At 31.8% G+C, this 20,466-nt stretch carries 31 protein-coding genes and 1 pseudogene; 30 read left to right on the forward strand and 2 right to left on the reverse strand.

Going from position 1 to position 20,466, the window contains the following annotated elements:
* The 21 genes from rpmC to ACOBWH_RS02060 all read left to right on the forward strand — a co-directional run bounded on the left by rpmC (window position 1) and on the right by ACOBWH_RS02060 (window position 11,026).
* On the forward strand, window positions 1-1,119 hold the full coding sequence (gene rpmC / locus ACOBWH_RS01960) for a 50S ribosomal protein L29 (protein WP_424526842.1): 1,119 nt from the start codon (window positions 1-3) through the stop codon (window positions 1,117-1,119).
* A complete protein-coding gene (gene rpsQ, locus ACOBWH_RS01965; RefSeq protein WP_424527373.1) occupies window positions 1,116-1,376 on the forward strand; it encodes a 30S ribosomal protein S17 in 261 nt (86 codons plus the stop codon). The genes rpmC and rpsQ overlap by 4 nt, the downstream gene beginning before the upstream one ends.
* A 19-nt stretch (window positions 1,377-1,395) precedes the next feature.
* Window positions 1,396-1,764, forward strand: coding sequence for a 50S ribosomal protein L14 (rplN, locus tag ACOBWH_RS01970; protein ID WP_424526843.1), 369 nt, complete (start codon window positions 1,396-1,398; stop codon window positions 1,762-1,764).
* A 13-nt stretch (window positions 1,765-1,777) separates the two neighbouring features.
* A complete protein-coding gene (gene rplX, locus ACOBWH_RS01975) occupies window positions 1,778-2,098 on the forward strand; it encodes a 50S ribosomal protein L24 (protein WP_252156452.1) in 321 nt (106 codons plus the stop codon).
* 21 nt (window positions 2,099-2,119) lie between these two features.
* Window positions 2,120-2,662: a 50S ribosomal protein L5 gene (gene rplE / locus ACOBWH_RS01980; RefSeq protein WP_424526844.1), complete on the forward strand. Its 543-nt coding sequence runs from the start codon at window positions 2,120-2,122 to the stop codon at window positions 2,660-2,662.
* A 12-nt stretch (window positions 2,663-2,674) separates the two neighbouring features.
* Window positions 2,675-2,860: a type Z 30S ribosomal protein S14 gene (locus ACOBWH_RS01985; protein ID WP_070406469.1), complete on the forward strand. Its 186-nt coding sequence runs from the start codon at window positions 2,675-2,677 to the stop codon at window positions 2,858-2,860.
* 19 nt (window positions 2,861-2,879) lie between these two features.
* Window positions 2,880-3,269 (forward strand): 30S ribosomal protein S8, encoded by a 390-nt coding sequence (gene rpsH / locus ACOBWH_RS01990; RefSeq protein ID WP_424526845.1) that lies wholly within the window; start codon window positions 2,880-2,882, stop codon window positions 3,267-3,269.
* A 24-nt stretch (window positions 3,270-3,293) separates the two neighbouring features.
* Window positions 3,294-3,833 (forward strand): 50S ribosomal protein L6, encoded by a 540-nt coding sequence (rplF, locus tag ACOBWH_RS01995; protein ID WP_424526846.1) that lies wholly within the window; start codon window positions 3,294-3,296, stop codon window positions 3,831-3,833.
* A 21-nt stretch (window positions 3,834-3,854) separates the two neighbouring features.
* Window positions 3,855-4,220 carry a 50S ribosomal protein L18 gene (gene rplR / locus ACOBWH_RS02000; protein WP_424526847.1) on the forward strand — a complete coding sequence of 122 codons (366 nt, stop codon included), beginning with the start codon at window positions 3,855-3,857 and terminating at the stop codon, window positions 4,218-4,220.
* A gap of 18 nt (window positions 4,221-4,238) precedes the next feature.
* Window positions 4,239-4,856 carry a 30S ribosomal protein S5 gene (gene rpsE / locus ACOBWH_RS02005; RefSeq protein ID WP_424526848.1) on the forward strand — a complete coding sequence of 206 codons (618 nt, stop codon included), beginning with the start codon at window positions 4,239-4,241 and terminating at the stop codon, window positions 4,854-4,856.
* Between the two features lie 12 nt (window positions 4,857-4,868).
* A complete protein-coding gene (rplO, locus tag ACOBWH_RS02010) occupies window positions 4,869-5,306 on the forward strand; it encodes a 50S ribosomal protein L15 (RefSeq protein WP_424526849.1) in 438 nt (145 codons plus the stop codon).
* Entirely contained in the window at window positions 5,306-6,733 is a 1,428-nt protein-coding gene (gene secY / locus ACOBWH_RS02015; protein ID WP_424526850.1) for a preprotein translocase subunit SecY, read from the forward strand. Before rplO ends, secY begins: the two co-directional genes overlap by 1 nt.
* Entirely contained in the window at window positions 6,727-7,389 is a 663-nt protein-coding gene (locus ACOBWH_RS02020) for an adenylate kinase (RefSeq protein ID WP_424526851.1), read from the forward strand. The genes secY and ACOBWH_RS02020 overlap by 7 nt, the downstream gene beginning before the upstream one ends.
* Before the next feature lie 24 nt (window positions 7,390-7,413).
* Window positions 7,414-7,632, forward strand: coding sequence for a translation initiation factor IF-1 (gene infA / locus ACOBWH_RS02025; protein ID WP_040092948.1), 219 nt, complete (start codon window positions 7,414-7,416; stop codon window positions 7,630-7,632).
* 40 nt (window positions 7,633-7,672) lie between these two features.
* Window positions 7,673-7,786: a 50S ribosomal protein L36 gene (gene rpmJ, locus ACOBWH_RS02030; RefSeq protein WP_004028447.1), complete on the forward strand. Its 114-nt coding sequence runs from the start codon at window positions 7,673-7,675 to the stop codon at window positions 7,784-7,786.
* 17 nt (window positions 7,787-7,803) lie between these two features.
* A complete protein-coding gene (rpsM, locus tag ACOBWH_RS02035) occupies window positions 7,804-8,169 on the forward strand; it encodes a 30S ribosomal protein S13 (RefSeq protein ID WP_424526852.1) in 366 nt (121 codons plus the stop codon).
* Window positions 8,170-8,187: 18 nt separating this feature from the next.
* Window positions 8,188-8,577: a 30S ribosomal protein S11 gene (gene rpsK, locus ACOBWH_RS02040; RefSeq protein ID WP_070406476.1), complete on the forward strand. Its 390-nt coding sequence runs from the start codon at window positions 8,188-8,190 to the stop codon at window positions 8,575-8,577.
* A 15-nt stretch (window positions 8,578-8,592) separates the two neighbouring features.
* Entirely contained in the window at window positions 8,593-9,546 is a 954-nt protein-coding gene (locus tag ACOBWH_RS02045) for a DNA-directed RNA polymerase subunit alpha (RefSeq protein WP_424526853.1), read from the forward strand.
* Between the two features lie 18 nt (window positions 9,547-9,564).
* Window positions 9,565-9,924 carry a 50S ribosomal protein L17 gene (rplQ, locus tag ACOBWH_RS02050; protein ID WP_424526854.1) on the forward strand — a complete coding sequence of 120 codons (360 nt, stop codon included), beginning with the start codon at window positions 9,565-9,567 and terminating at the stop codon, window positions 9,922-9,924.
* 70 nt (window positions 9,925-9,994) lie between these two features.
* Complete coding sequence (map, locus tag ACOBWH_RS02055) at window positions 9,995-10,738, forward strand: type I methionyl aminopeptidase (protein WP_424526855.1); 744 nt, start codon at window positions 9,995-9,997, stop codon at window positions 10,736-10,738.
* A gap of 105 nt (window positions 10,739-10,843) precedes the next feature.
* Complete coding sequence (locus ACOBWH_RS02060) at window positions 10,844-11,026, forward strand: hypothetical protein (protein WP_231918058.1); 183 nt, start codon at window positions 10,844-10,846, stop codon at window positions 11,024-11,026.
* Window positions 11,027-11,078: 52 nt separating this feature from the next.
* On the opposite strand, the gene ACOBWH_RS02065 is transcribed toward ACOBWH_RS02060, so the two are convergent.
* A complete protein-coding gene (locus ACOBWH_RS02065; protein ID WP_424527375.1) occupies window positions 11,079-11,408 on the reverse strand; it encodes a hypothetical protein in 330 nt (109 codons plus the stop codon).
* A pseudogene (locus ACOBWH_RS02070) lies at window positions 11,323-11,556 on the reverse strand (hypothetical protein); the annotation flags it as partial. The pseudogene ACOBWH_RS02070 and the gene ACOBWH_RS02065, both read right to left, overlap by 86 nt.
* 108 nt (window positions 11,557-11,664) lie before the next feature.
* Here ACOBWH_RS02070 and ACOBWH_RS02075 point away from each other — a divergent pair.
* The 9 genes from ACOBWH_RS02075 (at window position 11,665) to deoD (ending at window position 20,447) form a co-directional block, all read left to right on the forward strand.
* A complete protein-coding gene (locus ACOBWH_RS02075; RefSeq protein WP_424526856.1) occupies window positions 11,665-12,636 on the forward strand; it encodes a glycosyltransferase family 2 protein in 972 nt (323 codons plus the stop codon).
* A 6-nt stretch (window positions 12,637-12,642) separates the two neighbouring features.
* On the forward strand, window positions 12,643-13,404 hold the full coding sequence (locus tag ACOBWH_RS02080) for an RDD family protein (RefSeq protein ID WP_424526857.1): 762 nt from the start codon (window positions 12,643-12,645) through the stop codon (window positions 13,402-13,404).
* A gap of 38 nt (window positions 13,405-13,442) precedes the next feature.
* A complete protein-coding gene (locus ACOBWH_RS02085) occupies window positions 13,443-15,635 on the forward strand; it encodes an ATP-dependent helicase (protein ID WP_424526858.1) in 2,193 nt (730 codons plus the stop codon).
* A gap of 115 nt (window positions 15,636-15,750) precedes the next feature.
* Window positions 15,751-16,488, forward strand: a complete 738-nt coding sequence (locus ACOBWH_RS02090; RefSeq protein WP_424526859.1) for a hypothetical protein — start codon at window positions 15,751-15,753, stop codon at window positions 16,486-16,488.
* A gap of 159 nt (window positions 16,489-16,647) precedes the next feature.
* The gene (locus ACOBWH_RS02095) at window positions 16,648-16,911 is read left to right on the forward strand and encodes an HPr family phosphocarrier protein (RefSeq protein WP_070406484.1); all 264 of its coding nucleotides are present in this window, start codon (window positions 16,648-16,650) and stop codon (window positions 16,909-16,911) included.
* Window positions 16,912-17,045: 134 nt separating this feature from the next.
* A complete protein-coding gene (gene tsaD / locus ACOBWH_RS02100) occupies window positions 17,046-18,002 on the forward strand; it encodes a tRNA (adenosine(37)-N6)-threonylcarbamoyltransferase complex transferase subunit TsaD (RefSeq protein ID WP_070406485.1) in 957 nt (318 codons plus the stop codon).
* A 6-nt stretch (window positions 18,003-18,008) separates the two neighbouring features.
* A complete protein-coding gene (locus ACOBWH_RS02105; protein ID WP_424526860.1) occupies window positions 18,009-18,824 on the forward strand; it encodes a MurR/RpiR family transcriptional regulator in 816 nt (271 codons plus the stop codon).
* Between the two features lie 3 nt (window positions 18,825-18,827).
* Entirely contained in the window at window positions 18,828-19,658 is an 831-nt protein-coding gene (locus ACOBWH_RS02110; RefSeq protein WP_070406487.1) for a MurR/RpiR family transcriptional regulator, read from the forward strand.
* Between the two features lie 78 nt (window positions 19,659-19,736).
* Window positions 19,737-20,447 (forward strand): purine-nucleoside phosphorylase, encoded by a 711-nt coding sequence (deoD, locus tag ACOBWH_RS02115; protein WP_424526861.1) that lies wholly within the window; start codon window positions 19,737-19,739, stop codon window positions 20,445-20,447.
* The last annotated feature ends 19 nt before the right edge of the window (window positions 20,448-20,466 follow it).

Genomic DNA, 20,466 nt, shown 5'->3' on the forward strand with positions numbered 1-20,466 from the left:
ATGAATGATTTAAACAAAAAATCAGTTGAAGAGTTAAAAAAAATGGAAGAAGAATCACGCGCTGAATTATTTGCTTTAAGATTTCAATCAGCTATGGGAAACTTGGAAAAACCACATCGCATTCCTGAATTAAGAAAGCAAATTGCTCGCATTTTAACAATCTTATCTTCTCGTAAAAAAGCTGGTGAAAACACGGCAATTAATGTCAAAATTAATTTAAGTGAAACATACGCTAAAATTGAAAAAGAATCACAGGAATTTGCAAAACAACGCAAAGCTAAAATTGATGAAATAATGGCAGCACAAGAAGCTTCAGAAGATAACATGGCAAGTTTAATGGATTTACCATTAACTGATGCGATGGAAATAAGTGATGAAGCAGTAAATCTTGAAACATCTGCTCAAGCGGATGACAAAAAATCAGCAGCGCCAAAAGCAGAGACAACAAAAAAAGTTGAGCCAGCGCCGGCTAAAATATCAGTAGCACCATTGAAAGAAAGTAAATCAGCTGCTGAAAAAACAACAGAGCCAGTGGTAAAAAAACCAGCGGACAAAAAATCAGTAGCCCCTGTGGCAAAGAAAGAACCTGACCAAGCGGCGTCAAAAGCAGCACCAAGGGTGAAAGCAACGCCAATAGCAGCTTCAAAAACCCCTGTGGCAAAGAAAGAATCTGCTAAACCAGCAGGGGCAAAAGATGCTGCTTTAAAATCTTTAATTAAAAAGAACGAAGCAGCAAAAGCAGCAAGTAAACCAGCTGCTCCAACAACAAGTAATAAATCAACAGTAACCGTTAAATCAGTTACTTCGGCAAAAGCAGAAATTGAAGTGTCAAAAGTAACAAAAAAAGCAGCAGGAACTAATACTGCAAAAAAAGATGTGGAACTTAATGCTAAAGAAAAATTAGCCGCAATGAAAAGTTCAATTTCAATCGGAACTGCAAAAGGTCGCGGCACAGGTGTTAAAATCAATTTAGATTTAAAAGCAAAAGACCCAAAAGCATCAGAGTATACTTATGGGACAAATTGAAAAGAAAACCGTGATAAAATTTTAACTGTAGGAAAAACAACAAAAAAAGCCGATGATAAAACAACCACTAAGAAAGGGACAGGGAAAAAATAATGGAAAGAAATAGTCGAAAAGTGCTACAAGGCCGCGTTATTTCAGATAAAAGTGAAAAAACAATTACTGTTTTAGTTGAAACATACAAAAACCACTCATTATATAAGAAACGTGTTAGATATTCAAAAAAATATTTAGCACACGATGAACTCGAACAAGCACATATTGGTGATAAGGTAAGTATTATGGAAACACGACCTTTATCAAAAACTAAACACTTTCGTTTAATTGAAGTTATTGAAAAAGCAATTGGTTAATTAAGAAGAGGAAAAGAAAATGATCCAACAAGAATCAAGATTAAAAGTTGCCGATAACTCCGGAGCAAAAGAAGTGTTAGTAATTAAAAACTTAGGTGGTTCATGACGTAAGTTTACTAATATTGGGGATATTGTTATATGTACCATTAAAAAGGCCACTCCCGGTGGAATTGTTAAAAAAGGGCAAATTGTTAAAGCAGTTATTGTTCGCACAAAACGCGGATTAAAAAGAACCGATGGAACACAAATTCAATTTTCAGAAAATGCAGTAGTTTTAATTAAAGACGATAAAACACTACGGGGAACACGTATTTTTGGTCCAATTGCCCGTGAAGTTAAGGATGCTGGATTTGGAAAAATCGCATCATTAGCACCAGAAGTATTATAGGAGGGACTAAGTTATGAGTAAAGTTAAATTTAAAAAAGGTGACTTAGTCAAAGTTGTAACGGGAAAACACAAAGGGACTGAAGGACCAATCATCCGTGTTTTACGTGAAAAAAATCGTGTTGTAATTGAAGGAATTACCAACATTAAACATGTTAAACCTTCACAAGATAACACAGAAGGAGGAATTCAACAAGTTTCTGCTTCAATTCATATTTCAAATGTTGCATTAATTGATCCAAAGAACAAAAAAGAAATTACTAAAATCAGTTATCAAGTTGCTGATAGTGGTAAAAAAGTCCGCATTGCTCGTAAGTCAAAAGCGCATTTAGCGTAAAGAAAGGAATAATTATTAATAATGAATGTTAATTTAGAAAAAAAATATAAAGATGTAATTGTTAAAGAGTTATTCAAAGAGCAAGGTTATCAGTCAATTATGCAAGTTCCTGTTGTTAAAAAAATTGTTGTTAACATGGGAGCTGGCGATGCAGCACAAAATAGTAAAGTAATCGAAGATATTACAAATGAATTAGCGTTAATTACTGGGTTACATCCAGTTGTTACCAAAGCAAAAGGTTCAATTGCGGCCTTCAAATTACGTGAAGGAATGCCAATTGGAGCAAAAGTTACATTACGTGGTAAAAAAATGTATCAGTTTTTAGATAAACTAATTAATATTGCTTTACCACGAGTAAGAGATTTCCGTGGAGTTAGTTTAGACGCTTTTGATGGGCGTGGAAATTACACCCTAGGAATTAAAGAACAAATTATTTTTCCCGAAATTGACTATGATAAAGTTAAAAAAATTCGCGGAATGGATATCACAATTGTCACAAATGCAACTAATAATAGCGACGCTCATGCATTATTAGTCAAAATGGGAATGCCATTTAAAAAATAGGAGGAAAGAAATATGGCCAAAAAATCATTAAAAGTTAAACAACAACGCCATCCAAAATTCAAGGTAAGAGGTTATACTCGTTGTGGAAACTGTGGGCGACCTCATGCTGTGTTACGTAAATTTAATTTATGTCGTTTATGTTTTAGAACTTTAGCATACAAAGGACAAATTCCTGGGGTTAGAAAAGCTTCATGATAGAAAGAGAGACTAATTAATTATGATGATTGATACAATCGCTGATATGTTAACAAGAATTCGAAACGCTAACCAACGTTTACACAAAAGTGTGAACATGCCTTCAAGTAAAATGAAAGTAAGAATTGCTGAGATTTTAAAAGAAGAAGGTTACGTTGAAGATTTTAAAGTATCAGGAGATGTGAAAAAAGAATTAAGTTTAACTTTAAAATACAAAGGAAAAACAAAAGTTATTTCAGGATTAAAAAGAATCTCAAAACCAGGATTAAGAGTTTATGTAACCGTTGAAAAAGTACCTCAAGTTTTAAATGGGATGGGAATTGCAATTATTTCAACAAGCCAAGGAATTATGACTGACAAAGCAGCAAAACATGCTCACTTAGGTGGGGAAGTTATTGCTTATATTTGATAGCAAACTTTAAAGGAAAACAGAAAAATGTCTCGAATTGGTAATAGAGAGTTAAAAATTCCAACAGGTGTCGAAGTAACAATTCAACCAAACAATGTTATTGTCAAAAGTACAAAAGGGCAATTAGAACAAGCAATTCCAAGTGTTATTACAGTTAACGCAAAAGATGGCATTGTGACAACAGAAAGAGCAAATGACGTGAAACATAGTAAGCAACTACACGGAACCATCAATTCTTTAATTCAAGGAATGTTGGAAGGTGTTAGCAAAGGTTTCAAAAAAGAATTAGAAATTAATGGGGTTGGTTATCGTGCTGCTTTAGCAGGTGATAAATTAACCTTAAACTTAGGATATTCACATCCAATTGAATATAAAATTCCACAAGGAATTACCATTACCCTTCCCAAGCCAACACAAATTGTTGTTGAAGGAATTTCAAAACAATTAGTTGGGGAAGTAGCAGCTAACATTAGAAATTATCGTAAACCTGAACCTTACAAAGGAAAAGGTGTTAAATACAAATATGAACATATTATTCGCAAAGAAGGGAAATCTGCTGGTAAATAGCAGAAGAGAGGAAGAACAACAATGGTAAATTCACAAAGTCAAAGTCGAAGCGCAAAACGTAAAAAAAGACATTTCCGTGTTCGTGCAAAAATTAATGGTATTTCTGCAATTCCCCGTTTAAATGTGTTCAAGTCAAATGGGCATTTCTATGCCCAATTAATTGATGATGTTAAGCAAACAACAATTGTTGCTGTCTCAACATTAAAAATGGCAGATTTAAAATCAACAAGCAATATTGTTGCAGCAAAAAAAGTTGGAACTGATATTGCAAAAAAAGCACTTGATAAAAAAGTTACAACGGTAGTATTTGATCGTGGTGGGTATTTATACCATGGTAAAGTAAAAGCATTTGCAGAAGCTGCGCGTGAAGCAGGATTAAAATTTTAAAAGGAGCAATAAGAAAATATGGCAGAGAATAAAGCAGGTTTAACACCAAATACTGGGACATCAACATCAGGGCAACCACCAAAAGGCGATTTTTCACGAAATAATCCTCGCCAACCACATCAACGTTCAGAACGAAACTTTGATCGTCGTGGTGAGGATAATATGTTTGAAGAAAAAGTAGTAGCAATTCGTCGTGTGACAAAAGTTACTAAAGGAGGACGTCACTTCCGTTTTGCGGCAGTTGTTGTTATTGGTGATAAAAAAGGTCGTGTTGGGTTTGGAACTGGAAAAGCAAATGAAGTTCCTGATGCAATTAAAAAAGCAATTAAAGAAGCAAAAAAACAATTAGTAAAAGTGCCTTTAGTTGGAACAACAGTTCCCCATGAAATTATTGGTCATTTTGGAGCCGGCAAGGTTTTAATTAAACCAGCGCGAAAAGGAACCGGAGTTATTGCCGGGGGACCAGCGCGGGCAGTAATTGAACTAGCAGGTTTAGCAGATGTTTATACAAAATCATTAGGATCAAATACACCAATTAATATGATTAGAGCAACATTAGATGGTTTACGCAATTTACGAACAGTTGAACAAATTGCTAAATTACGTGGTAAAACCCCCGAAGAATTACAAGGATAAGAGGTAAGGAAGATGAAATTAAACGAATTACAATATACCGAAGGGGCTCGTCACAGTAAAAAACGTTTAGGACGAGGAACTTCATCAGGACTTGGAAAAATTTCAGGGAAAGGTCATAAGGGGCAAAATGCTCGTACTGGAGGTGGAGTTCGCCCTGGTTTTGAAGGGGGACAAACACCGATCTTTCGTCGGTTACCAAAAGTTGGGTTTACTAACATTTCAACAAAAACTTATGTTTTATTAAATTTAAATGATTTAGAAAAACTAGGTTTAAATGATGTTAACCATCAAACATTAGTTGCAAAAAAAGTGCTAAAAAATGAAAAAGAATTAATTAAAATCTTAGGGAATGGTACAATATCTAAGAGTGTTAATGTCAAAGTTAACAAAGTTTCACAAACTGCAAAAGTAGCAATTGAAAAAGCTGGAGGAAAAGTGGAGGTAATATAGTGAAAACTAAGGTGAAAAAAAGAAAAGCAACCCGTAAAAATGGTGATGTTGATATTGTTAAATCATCAAATTTCTTTGTTAAAAATAAAGATTTGATGAAACGAATTGGCTTTACCTTATTAGTTTTAGTTTTAATTCGCTTGGGAAGTTATTTAACAGTCCCAGGTGTGACAATTTCACAAAACTTCCAAGATTTATCAAACAATGATCAGTTCTTTAGTTTGATTTCAATGTTGGGAGGAGGAACGCTTGGGAAGTTTTCAATTTTAGCTTTAGGAGTTTCACCATATATTACTGCTTCAATTATTGTGCAGTTGTTATCAACGGACGTTATTCCCCCTCTATCACGTTGAGCGAAGAGTGGGGAGCGCGGGCGTAAAAAATTAGATCGTTTAACAAAATGATTAACAATTCCTTTTGCAATTATGCAAGGAATTGCAACAATTTTTACTATGGCAAACCAAGGAATCATTTCACCAAAATGAGATTCATCTGATTTTGGAACAGGAAGTCCAATCTTCTATTATTTATTAGTACCAACCGCTTTAATTGCCGGGACAATGTTAATGTTATGATTAGCGGATCAAATGACAATTAAAGGAATTGGGAATGGAGTTTCGTTAATTATTTTTGCTGGGATTGTTGCACAATTACCAAACAATTTACAAACAACATTTAAGTTTTGAATTTCAGGACAAGAAGATATTAACTTATTATTTACTGGAATTTTAAAATTCTTAGTTTATGTTGTAATGTTCTTATTAGTGGTTCTGTTCGTTGTAATGTTAAATGAATCAGAACGTAAATTACCAATTCAGCAAACCGGAAGTGGGTTAGCCTCGGGTGATGAAAATAATCGTCCTTTCTTACCCTTAAAAATTAATTCCGCAGGAGTTATTCCAGTTATTTTTGCCTCAGCATTAATTTCAGCGCCAATTACTGTCGCTCAAATTATTAGTGTTAGCAATCCAACCAATGGCTTTGTCCAATTTACGAATAATTACTTATCGTTTAGTACATGGCCAGGAATTATCATTTATGCTGTGTTAACAATTTTATTTACGTTCTTGTATTCACAAGTACAGATGAATCCAGAGAAGATTGCGGAAAACTTTCAAAAGGCCGGAACCTTTATTCCGGGGGTTCGTCCTGGGAAAGAAACCGAAAAATACATTAAAGGAACAATTAATCGTTTAAGTATTTTGGGGTCATTCTTTTTAGCGGCAATTGCGATTTTACCATATGTTATTAGTAAGTTAACATCATTACCAAGTGCGTTAGCAATTGGGGGAACAGGATTAATTATTATGGTGTCAGTTGCGCTAGAAACAATGCGTCAAGTTAAAGGTCGTATTACCCAACAAGCTTTTATTGACAAAAAGTCACAAAAATTAGAAGATGAAACAAAAGATTCATACTTATGATAGAAAGCCAGTGGACAAACATGCGAAACATTATTTTGTTAGGAGCGCCAGGTAGTGGGAAAGGAACCCAGTCTGAGCATTTAGTAAAACAATTTGGCTTTACGCATCTTTCGACGGGAAATATTATTCGTGATAATATTGACCGGAAAACATCATTGGGGTTGCTTTGCCAACAGTATTCAGAGCAAGGGAAATTAGTGCCTGATGATTTAATGATTCAAATGGTAGAACAACATTTGCAAACAATCAGTGGTGATTTAATTTGAGATGGTTTTCCGCGGACAATTACGCAAGCAGAAAAATTAGACCAGTTATTACAAAAGTTAAATAGTAAAATTGATCATATTTTATATTTTGAAATTGATGAAAAAAAATTGGTTGATCGAATTGTTGGACGGTTAACTTGTCCAGCTTGTGGACGTACGTATCATCAAACGGCGTTTCCACCAAAAGTACAATGAGTTTGTGATGATGATCAAACACCATTAGTACAACGTAAAGATGATAGTGAAGAAAAAATTAAGATTAGGTTAGCAGCTTATCAAAATGATACAGCACCTTTAGTACAGTATTATTTGAACCAGCAAGTACTAACCGTTATTGATGCTGATATGGAAGGACATGCTGTATGAGATCAAATTATGGCAGTTCTAAAATAACGGGGATTGGAGGTAATAGATAAAATGGCCAAAACTGATTTATTAGAAGTACAAGGAACAATTTTAGAAGTATTACCAAATACAATGTTTAAGGTGAAATTAGAAAATGGGGCAGTTATTTTAGCTCACGTTTCGGGTAAAATCCGGATGAATTACATTCGCATTTTACCCGGGGATGCAGTAGTTGTCGAAATGTCACCTTATGACTTAGAACGTGGGCGGATTATTTTTAGACATAAATAAAAGGATAACAAAAGAAAACTTTAGTAAAGGAGAATACACGATGAAAGTAAGATCATCAGTTAAAAAAATCTGCGACAAATGTCGTGTAATTAGAAGAAAAGGGCGTGTGATGATAATTTGTTCACAACCAAAACATAAACAACGACAAGGTTAAGAAAGGATGGGAAGAAAATGGCACGTATTGGCGGAGTGGATATTCCAAATGATAAGCGCGTTGTAATTGCATTAACTTACATTTATGGAATTGGAAAATCACAATCACAAAAAATTTTAAAAGAAGCAAAAATATCAAAAGATATTCGTGTAAAAGATTTATCAGAAGATGAATTAACAACAATTAGGAATGAAATTGCAAAACTAAAAACCGAAGGTGACTTACGACGTGAAGTTGCTTTAAATATTAAACGATTAATGGAAATTGGGAGTTATCGTGGGATGCGTCATCGTAAAAGCTTACCAGCACGCGGACAATCTTCAAAGCAAAATGCTCGTACGGTTAAAGGACCACGTAAAACGGTTGCTAATAAGAAAAAATAATGGATAAGGAGAAGAATTATGGCTGTTAAAAAAACAACGAATAAGAAAAAAGTTAAGAAAAATGTTCTAAAAGGAATTGCGCATATTCATTCAACTTTCAATAATACAATCGTTACAATTTCCGATGAAGCAGGTAATGTAATTTCATGATCATCAGCAGGAGCAATGGGTTTTAAAGGAAGTAAGAAATCAACGCCTTATGCGGCGCAGATGGTTGCTGAAGCTGCTGGTAAAGCAAGTCAAGAACACGGAATGAATAGTGTTCAAGTTGAAGTAAAAGGACCAGGTCCAGGGCGGGATGCTGCGGTCCGTAGTATTCAAGCAATTGGATTAGAAATCACTTCAATTAAAGATGTAACGCCAATTCCTCATAATGGGGCAAGACCACCAAAAAGACCAAGAGGATAGGAGAAGGATTAGGCGATGAAACAATTTATTAGACCAGAATTTAAATTACAAGCAGAAGATAAAGCAAATAATTATGGAAAGTTTTTAGTAGAACCCTTAGAACGAGGGTTTGGGGTGACATTGGGGAATGCCTTACGCCGAACATTGTTATCAGCAACACCAGGGGCTGCTGTTTTTGCGGTTCGCATTAAAGGGGCTTCGCATGAATTTACGGCTATTCCCGGCGTTGTTGAACATGTTACGAAAATAATTTTAAATATTAAAAATTTAGTATTAAAAATTAACCAAGATATTATTCCAGATGGTGAATCAGTAATCTTAAAGGTTGTTTCTTCAAAAGAAGGAGAAGTTTACGCAAAAGATTTAGTGGTTCCAACAGGAGTTGAAATTATTAATGAACACTTATTATTAGCAACAATTGCTAAAGGTGGCGAATTAGAATTAGAATTACATGCTCGTAATTCGCGTGGTTATAAATCATTTACGGACAATAAGAAAGAAAAAAAATATGCTGATTTAATCGTGATTGATTCAAACTATTGTCCAATTCAACGTGTTGCATATAGTGTTGAACCAACAAAAGTTGGGAAAAATGCGGATTTAGAAAAATTAGAATTAGAAATTCAAACTGATAGTTCAATTACACCGGTTAATGCGGTTGCAATGGCGGCAAAGGTTATTACTGAGCACTTAGAATTCTTTGTTAATTTAAATGACGCAATTAAAGCAACGCAAATTATTTCATCAGAAACAGAAACCGAAGAAGATGAATTAGACCGTAGTATTGATGAGTTAGAATTTACGCAGCGTTCACAAAACTGTTTAAAACGAGCAAAAATTGATACCCTACGTGATTTGGTTTCAAAAACAGAAGATGAAATTCAAGATATTCGAAACTTAGGAAAAAAATCACTAACAGAAATCAAAGACAAAGTGGCCCATTTAGGTTTACACTTTCGTCGTGATTAGGAAAGGAGGAATCTTATTATGTCATACCAACAAAAAAGAGGAAATAATACCGCTTGACGAAATGGTTTAATGCGTAATTTAGCAACAGAATTAATTATTAATGAACGATTAGAAATTACTGAAACACGAGCAAAAGAATTACGTTGTCACGTTGATAAATTAATTACCTTAGGAAAGCGTCAAGACTTACATGCTCGTCGTCGTGCTGCTAGTTTTTTACGCGATATTGATGCGAATGAAAAAGAAACAGCATTGCAAAAGTTATTTAATGGTGTTGCAAAAAAATATCAAAACCGTAATGGAGGCTATACGCGCATTTTAAAATTAGATAATCGCAAAGGAGATAACGCTCCAATGGTGATTATTGAATTAGTATAAAAGAAAAACTAACAGTATCGTTAGTTTTTTTCTTTTTATGATAAAATAAAAAAAGAAATGGAGTTAAAAGATGATTACAATTAAAACTGAACAAGAAATTGAATACATGCGGCAAGCTGGTGCTGTTTTAAGACAAATTCATCAAGAATTACGAGCAATGATTAAACCAGGGGTAACAGGAATGATGCTTAATCAACGGGCAGAAGAAATTATTGCAGCACATAATTGTCAACCTAATTTTAAGGGATTATATGGTTTTCCCGCTGCAATTTGTGTCTCATTAAATACTGTCTTAGTGCACGGGATTCCTAACAATGTCCCGTTCCAAGCGGGTGATCTTGTTTCTATTGATGCGGGATGTGCTTACAAAGGATACAACAGTGATGGCGCTTTTACGGTTATTGTTGGTAATGAAGCAAATCCAAAACATGTTAAATTATTAACTGTTACGGAAACTGCTTTAACAAAAGCAATTGCAATTTTAAAACCCGATGTTCGTATTGGTGATATTGGGGCGGTGATTCAAACTTATGTTGAAGGAGAAGGCTTTTACTTACCAACTGAATTTACTGGCCACGGGATTGGCCGTGCCTTACATGAAGAACCAATGATTCCCAATGTTGGGGTTGTTGGAACTGGGATGCGGTTACAAGCAGGAATGACAATTTGTATTGAACCAATGGTGCAAATTGGTACTAAGGCAATTAAAATGTTATCCGATGGATGAACCCCCGTTTCTGCGTTAGGATTAGGCAGTGCTCATTTTGAACATACAATCTTAATTACGAAAACTGGTTCTGAGATTTTAACATAACAATTTTTTATTATTTTAGGAATTTTTTATTTAAAAATTGAAAAGTAATTTAATATCGTGTATTATAAAGAAATAGGGCTTAATAGTTTATTATAAGGGGAGATAATGATGGGATTTAAACAAAGAAATTGAACTTGAAAAATTAATATTTTTGGTAAGCATATTAAAGCGGGGTCAGGAAAGCATGATCCGTTTGATTATGGGCGTGTTAAAAAAATGGCGCGCGAAGAAGCAAAACAACAACGATTAGAAGCAAAACAAAATCGTAATAATAATTATAATTTTTAAAACCATACTTAAAATTAAGTATGGTTTTTTCTTTTTTATAATTAGAACTGTTTTAGATTAGGTAAATGATAAAGATCAGCAATTTTTTATAAATCATGGTTTGACAATCTTCATCGGTATAACCATCGAAACAAAAAATACCAACAAAATGATAACCAATTCCCATTTCTTTTTCATTTAATTTTGCAAAGGTGACAAATTGTGTTTGCTTTTGAATTTGTTGTTCACCAAGTTTTTTTTCGTTTGCTAAGTGCTTTGGTACTATCAAATTGATAAAGATATTGACCGTCAGGAGCCATATAATTGGCATAGCCCTTTTTAATTTCAATTGCAAGTCGCTGCGGGAGTGTAATATTTGGAAATCATACTTGTTGATGATCATTAATAGTATAACCACTTCTTAAAGTTGAAAGGTGATTTTCATCGGTAAAAAGAGCACTTAAGACATCAAAGATTGTACGAAAAATAATATCATCGGTTGTTTTAATTTCTCTTTTCTGTAAAATTTTTTGTAATGTTTCATTTCCCATTTTAGAACCTCGATTTTTAGAACATTTAAGTTTAACTATGTTCTTTTGTACTAAAAAAGAAATTAAAATGTTATAATTATTACAAGTATAAATAGGGAGGATACTAGTATGTTTTTATCATTTCTTATTGTAACACAAAATAACCCCGTAAAACTAATGAAAACATTAATGTCAATTAAAGAACAAACCAATGATGATTATGAAATTGTTTTAGTTGATGATACTGGTTTTCAACCTAAATCACCAACGTTAGAGGTTATGAGTGAGCATTTTTATAATGTTGGCAAAAAAATGCAAGTAATCACAAATTTACGAAGTCAAGGTTTTTCTTATGGGCTTAATACTGCTATTGGTGTTGCGCATGGTGATTATTTTATGATTGTTGATGAAGGTGAAATTATTCACAAGACAGCTGTTGCTGTACTAAAAGAAAATGTAATAAAACACCAAGTTGAACACAAGAAAATTGACATGGTTGAATTTCGGTTAAATTATCCTCATTCAAAAGGAAATAGTGAGATTCGAAATAAGGCGAATGTTTTATTATCTCCAAAAACAGATAAGGAAGTTTTAGCTTATACGCATTCTTTAGTTTTTACTAAAATTTTTCGTCGTAAATTAGTATTACAAAAAAATATTACTTTACTTGATTATCGCCGTACTGATGCCTTTTTTATTTATAATATCTTGGCATATGCCAACGGCTTTTTAGCAATTGAAGATATTTTAGCTGATTATGAAATAGGGCTTGTAAATTATAGCGTTTTTGATTTAATTAAACAATGAATTTATATTTTCAATTTATATCGTGATTTAAATTTATATCGTGAATATCAAGAAGAATTAGAATATGCTTTTATTCGTTTTTGCCTTGTAACATTTTTACGTCTTGTTCGTTTACAAAATAATAAAGCCTTATCCATTAAAGCAATTCATAGCACCGAGAATAAATTAGAACGACGATATAAAAGTTTTCTTAAAAATAAATACATTAAAGATATTCAAGAACCAAAGTTTAAAGTAATTGTTAATGACATTAAGGGATTTATTAAAAGTTGAAAACTAGAAAATACTAAATAAGATTTTATGGCAAAATTAGCAGATAAAACTAATCATTCAATAGTGAGCAAAGATGCTACGGATATGGCAATGACAGCAACGAGACGAGATGAGGATTATAACTTGCATCCATTAGCACGACCATTACGTGTTATTTTTGTGCGTTTTCTTGATATTATTTTGGCTAGTTTAATTCCGTTAGTTTTAACTTTAACAATGAATTATTGAGATGCCCAACGTACTGTCTGAGCACCAATTGTTGTTATTGGTATAACGTTTTTGTTGTTCTTCTGTTATTTTGTTCTTTTACCATATTTTTGAGATGGGAAAACTGTTGGTAAGTTTTTGTTTCAAATTAAATTAGTTAATACAGAAGAAAAGTTAAAATTAGGGGTTATTTTTAGCCGGGAACTATTTATTATTTTTTTGCCATGATTTATTGTGTTATTAACCAATTTAAGTTTAAATTTAATTTTTCATGTTAATTTAGGCGATTTATTCCGAACAACCAACAAAAACCCGGTGACAATAATTGTGATTCGAATTGTGACAACAACTTATTTTTTATGATATTTAGGATTAATTTTTGCAGTTGCTTTAAATCCAAACCATCAAATTTTATTTGATCGTCATTTTCATTTGTTTAATGTTAAAACAAAACCAATTGTTAAAAAACAAAAAAAAGTTTCGAAAAAACCAATAACAAGAGCGACACAACATGTTCATTTGCAAAAAGACCAACCAGGGAATATTTCTGATGAAGTTTTAAAAGAAATTGATGAATTATAAGGTAAAATGTAATTGTTTGAAAAGAAAGGCAGAAGCGTATGGGAAATGAATTTATTCAACATTTGAATCCAAATCAGCGAGAAGCTGTATTAGCAATTAAGGGTCCTGTTCGAATTATTGCTGGAGCTGGTAGTGGGAAAACACGGGTAATTATTAATAAAATTGCTTATTTAATTAAGTATGCTAATTTAGAACCGTGACGAATTTGTGCGGTGACTTTTACTAATAAAGCAGCAAATGAAATGAAAGAACGAATTGTTGACTTAATTGGTGTTAATGGAAAACGTTGTATGATTTCAACTTATCATGCTTTATGTGTGCGCATTTTACGAGAAGATATTGTTGCCTTAAATTATGAGCGTGATTTTAATATTATTGATATGGCTGACCAGGATAGTATTTTACGCAATATTTATAAAACATTTAATGCTAAATATGACGCACAAGAAGGTCGAATGGTAAAGAGTTATATTAGTAATCAGAAGAATGACTTTATTAGTCCAGCTAGCGCAAAGAGCAATGCTGTTGGTGCTGAAAAACGTTGAGCCGAAGTCTATGCATATTATGAGGAACGGTTAAAAGAATTGAAGAGTCTTGATTTTAATGATTTAATTTTATTAACATATAAGTTATTAAAGCATCATCCTGAAGTTTTAGAAAAATGACAAAATCGTTTTGATTATTTTTTAGTTGATGAATTTCAAGATACGAATGAATTACAATTTGATATTATTAAATGATTAGTTGGGGCTGCTCATAATATTACAGTTGTTGGCGATCCTGATCAAACAATTTATTCATGACGAGGCGCAAAAGTTAGGTTAATTTTAAATCTTGAGCAATATTTTCCTGGAACGGAAACAATTATTTTAAATGAAAATTATCGATCAAGTCAAAGTATTTTATCATTAGCTAATAATTTAATTGTAAATAATAAAGATCGGATTGCAAAAGATTTATTTACAAATCAGGCATTAGGACAATTACCGATTTTATATCATGCTGTAAATAGTGCTGATGAAAGTGATTTTGTGGCCCGAAAGATTAAGGATTTGATTAAACAAGAAAGTTATGATTATAAAGATATTTTGATTTTATATCGGGCAAATTACTTATCGCATGACTTAGAAATTGCTTTAGCAGACTATGGGATTTCTTATCGTATTTTTGGTGCTTTTAAATTTTATGAACGAAAAGAAATTAAAGATGCTCTTGCTTTCTTAAAAGTAATTATGAATAATGATCAATTAGCGGTGGAACGAGTATTATTATTAACACCAAAAATTGGGCCAAAAGCATTTGAACAAATTATGACCGTTTTAAAAGAACAAGAACTATCTTTTACAGTATTATTAGAACAACATTTTAATTTACTATCAACAAGTTTACAGCATAACCTAACTGATTTGCGCACAGCAATTTTAGCCGCTTTAACGGAATTGCCAAAAACAAAAACAATTGAAAATCTTTTAATGTTGTTACTAAATAAAACAGGATATCAACAACGTTTACGTGATAATTTTGAAGAAGAACGTGAAGAGAATATTTTAGAATTAATTGCTTCAGTGGCAAAATTTGATCAACAAAATAATAATTTAACTGGAGTTGAATTATTAAGCGAATACTTACAATTAGTTTCGTTACAAACTGACAGTGATAGTGATAATTTAACTGATAATACTGTTTCTTTAATGACAATTCATAGTGCCAAAGGATTAGAAAAAAAAGTTGTTTTTATTGTTGGTTTAAACGAAGGAATTTTTCCAACAAGTCAAGCGATTAAAATGGGACATGATCAAATTGAAGAAGAGCGTCGAACGTTATATGTTGCGATTACAAGAGCAAAAGAATTACTATTTTTAAGTCATCCGGAAGGCTATTCATATATTACTGGAAATGAACGCTTTCCTTCCCGTTTTATCAAAGAATTAGATAGTGATTTTCATCAAAAGGTTACTAGTGAATTAATATTTAGTAAACCAAAATCTTTTTTTGGTCGTGATGGGGTAAAGACAAGTGGTGAAACAACAACATCTTTTCATTTAAATAAAAATCTTGAACCTTCTTTTCAACCTAACATGTGAAAAGTAAATGATAGTGTTAGTCATGATTTGTTTGGAATTGGTGTTGTTGTGAAAATTATTGCTCAAAATGTGCAAATTGTTTTTTCAAGTCCATATAATGTTAAAATCATCTCGGCGGATAGTCAGGCAATTAAGAAAATAAAATAATGGGGGTTGAACGAGATGAAAATTAAAAATTATAAGGAATTAGCAAAAATTGCCGGTTGTGGAGTTGGAACATTTTCTCGTTATTTTAGCGGGGGGGGGGTCAATTAGTGATGATATGCGCGAACGAATTAGTGCAATTTTACAACAAAATTATTTTTTATTTAAAAAAAATCAAGAGCAAATAAATGTTACATTATTAATTTTTGATAAAACATCAAAATGAACTTGTCAAATTATCCAGTTTTTAGCAAACAAATTAGCTAATGAAAATACTGTGGTCAATATTGTATTAGTTAATGAAGATAAAAACCTTTTTGATTTAAAATTGCAAACCTTGCAACAGCAATGAAACATGAAAATAATTATTTTTACTAGTTATTATGAAGATGTTTCAAATTTACTAAAAAAATATGAGAATAATGCAAATATCCTTGTTTTTGGACAGCAGAATAATAAGTTTCAAGCGTTGTATTTTAATTTTGAAAAAATAATGTATCAATTAGTAACAAGAACAGCTTTGCAAGCAAAAGCAATCTTGTATTTATCATTAGGAACAGAGTGAAAAACATTATATTGCGGATATTTTAAGGCGAGCAATGATTTAAACTTAATGACAAATTATCTTGTTTTAACTGGTGATGATTATGAGACAAATTTAACATTATTGACAAATACAATAATTGATAAACATATTGAAACAGTAATTTGTGTTGATGAAGAGAGTTATTTTCTTGTTAAAAGTATTAAAAAAATAGATTTAAAAATTATTAATGTTATTTTTGATCCTAATTTGGTAACTAATTATTTAATATCAAATCAAGCAATTAAAATTAATTTTAATTGAATCATTTAGCAGGTGATGACATTTCTAAATTCAAGGATAATTTCAAATGAGCAACAAGAAATTCTCATTGAAATTATTGCTTAAAAAGGTAAAATTGTTGAATGATAATATAGTTATTTTAATTTTTTTTGATATAATAATTGAGTATATTTTAAAGGAGGAAATTTAATGGCATCATTTAAAGCTGTTATCGCTGATCCTGTTGGGATGCATGCACGCCCAGCTGCATTAATTGTAGGAGAAGCTGGAAAGTACCAGTCAGATATTACTATTTTCTCAGGCGGAAAAACTGGTAATCTGAAATCAATTATGACTATTATTGCGTTAGGAATTCATCAAGGTGCAGAAGTCGAAATTGTTGCATCAGGTGCTGACGAAGAAGCTGCAATTGCAGGCATTGAAAAAGTAATGAAAGACAACAAGGTTATTTAGATTGGATTTTTATTGAATATACAAAACTAAAATAAATACTACACTTCTGTAGTATTTTTTTATTATTTTTGATAGTAACCGGTTTCTTATCATTTTATTAAAAATTATTATATAATATTTTTGAGGTGTATGTAATGGTAATTCTTGCAATTGAAACAAGTTGTGATGAAACTAGTATTGCGATTTATAAAAATGGAAAAATTTTAGCAAATATTATTTCGTCACAAATTAATGAACACACAAAATATGGTGGTGTTGTTCCAGAACTTGCGTCCCGCCTGCATTTACAAAATTTTCCGTATGTTTTATTAGAAGCTTTACAAACAGCAGGAATAAAAGTAACGGATTTACAATACATTGCTTACACAGCAAAACCGGGTTTAATTGGTGCTTTACATATTGGTAAAATAATAGCTGAAACGTTATCCAGCTATTTGGCGATTCCAATTCTCCCATTAAATCATTTATATGGTCATATTTATGCTAGTGCAATTGACAATGATTTTTTATTTCCTTTGTTAGCGGTGCTTGTTAGCGGTGGCCATACACAACTAATATTAATGAAAAAACATTTGGATTTTGAAATTTTAGGTTCAACGTTAGATGATGCAATTGGTGAATGTTATGATAAAGTTGCGCGGATGTTGGAGCTGGGATATCCTGGTGGGCCAATTATTGATAAATTAGCAGGAACTGGGATGCCAACTGCTTATCATTTACCATTGCCTTTAAATGATCAAAGTTATAATTTTTCATTTAGTGGTTTAAAATCAGCGGCAGCTAATTTAATTACAAAAGAACACGGTAAGGAAAATCTTAACCTCCCAAACTTTTGTGCCACTTTTCAAAAAACTTGTGTTGATATTATTATGCGAAAAACAAAGTTAGCAATTGAAAATTTTCAACCAAAGATGGTTACGTTAGTTGGTGGAGTTTCTGCCAATAGTGCGTTACGAACAGCAATTTTAGCTTTAGCAACATCAAACTTAAAGATAATCATTCCAAAATTAGAATATTGTACTGACAATGCGGCAATGATTGCCCGGTTAGCAGCACAAGAATTAATGGAAAATAGAATAAAAGGAGATTAGATTACAATGGCTTCGTTTTTATCAAAATTAGAGACATTTGATTCAAAAAATTTTACAAAAAAAGAAAATGAAATAATTAAATATATTAAAGAAAATATGAAAGAAGTAACAACAATGAATATTGAAATTTTAGCACAACAAGTTAATACTGGTTATAGTGCAATTTATGGTTTGTTACGAAAAATGCAAATTAAAGGTTACCGTGATTTTTTAATTGCTATTGCAGCAGATGTTGAAATCAAATCGTTGGATTTTGAGAACATGGAAAGTTTAATGAAAAAAACATATTTTGATATTCTTAATCAAAATGATGCGATGATTAATAATGATGTAATGCATCAAACAATTAATGCTATTAAAGGGGCATATCGAATTTTTGTAATTGGAATGGGCTCAACTAATGCTTTGTCACAAACTTTAGCATTAGAACTATACCGTTTTGGTTTTAATGCCTTTAATTTAAACGAAAATGAAGAGGATTTAATGGTCCGTTCTCGTTTTATGAATAAAAATGATTTAATTTTAGCTTATTCATTATTTGGTGATAATGAATCAGTTAATAAAGCCTTAACAATTGCGAAAGAAAAAGGAGTTACAATTGTTGCAATTTCTGGAAAGGATATGTCAAAAGCGGTTCAGTTATCAAATTGATCACATATTATGTCTACTCCTAATCAACGTGCTAACGACCATAAAATTTATGTCAATAAACTATTGCCTTGAATGTATTTTACTGATAATTTAATTAATAAAGTTTGATCATCAGATATTGTTGATAAAGAATTTGTTATGGCGCAACAAGATAATCGTTGGGATTATTAGCAAATGGAAAATATTTCAATCCTTTCCAAGTTATCAATGATTCAAGGAAGTTGTACCAAAAAAGAAGTTAGAATTGCTAATTACATTCGTGATAATGTTCGCAATCTTCGAAATATTAAGATTGAAGAATTATCAAAGGCAACAGGTATTGGTTATTCTCCAATTTATTCTTTAATTGATAAATTAGGTTTTAAAGGCTATCGTGATTTTATTATTGCAATTGTTGCTGAACAAGAGCGCTTAGAAACTAACAATTTAAATTTAGATGCAACAGAAAATATTTTTCTATATTATCAAGATATTTTACAACGTAATAATCAAATTTTTCATAGTGATAAATTATTAGAAACAGTTACATTATTAAAAAAAGCAAAAGCAATTTATTTAGTGGGTGTTGGTAATACTGGTTTAGCAGTAAAAGAATTAGCTAATCGTTTATTTAGTTTTGGTTTTGCTTGTAGTATTTTGGTTGAAGATGAAAACAATACCATTATGCGGGCAAGTTTAATGCAGCCAGATGATTTATTAATTTGTATGAGTTTAGAGGGCAAAACACAAGCTGTTGTTGCGGCAGCAAAAGAAGCAAAAAATAATGGTGCAAATGTTGTTGCTGTTACTTCAAAATATAATTCTGATTTATCAAAATATGCTGATGTTAACCATATTGTTGTTTCATCATCATTATACGAAAAAAGTGAAATTTTTATTTCTGTTTTATTACCATTGATATATTGAAATGATAATTTAATTCAGGTGTTATTATCAATGGATAAAGAACGACAATATTTAGAAAATAAGGTTAAAAGTAATAAAATTTTAAAAAAGTATCGTTAAATTATCAGGAACTAATGTTCCTTTTTATTTTTTATAGTACAATATAAATTAAATATAGAATATTAAGAGGAGACAACAATGACACCACACATTAATGCCAAAAAAGAAGATATTGCTAAAACAGTTTTAATGCCCGGAGATCCGCTGCGCGCTAAATTTATTGCAGAAACTTTTTTAGAAAATGTAAAATTAGTAAATGAAATTAGAAATATGTATATGTATACCGGAACTTATCAAAATAAACCAATTACAATTGCCGGAAGTGGAATGGGCTGCCCAAGTATTGGAATTTATTCATATGAATTATTTAAGTTTTATGATGTTGATAATATTATTCGAATTGGGTCGGCCGGAAGCTATGATGCTTCATTAAAAGTTTATGATATTGTTAATGTAACAAGTGCTTATGGGGAAAATAATTTTGCTCAAATTGTTGCGGGTGTTAATGATAAAGTTCTTCAGGCTTCAGAAGCTATTTTTGAAACAATTGAAAAAGTGGCTCAAGCAATTAAAATTAAGACTTATTCTGGAATCGTACATTCTTCCGATGTTTTTTATCGTAAAAATGTCGATGATTGAAAAAAGATTCGAACTGAATATAATGCAGTTTGTGTTGAAATGGAATCGTTTGCTTTGTTTGCTAATGCTTTAGCATTAAATAAAAGAGCTGCAGCATTATTAACCATTTCAGATTCATTTGTTTCAGGCGAAGTTACCTCAGCTGCTGAACGTCAAAGTAATTTTCACCAGATGGTTGAATTAGCATTGCAAAGTGCACTTAAATTATAAATACAAAAAAGGAGACAAA

The organism is Spiroplasma endosymbiont of Glossina fuscipes fuscipes (genome assembly GCF_049669535.1).
Classification (GTDB): Bacteria; Bacillota_I; Bacilli_A; order Mycoplasmatales; family Mycoplasmataceae; genus Spiroplasma.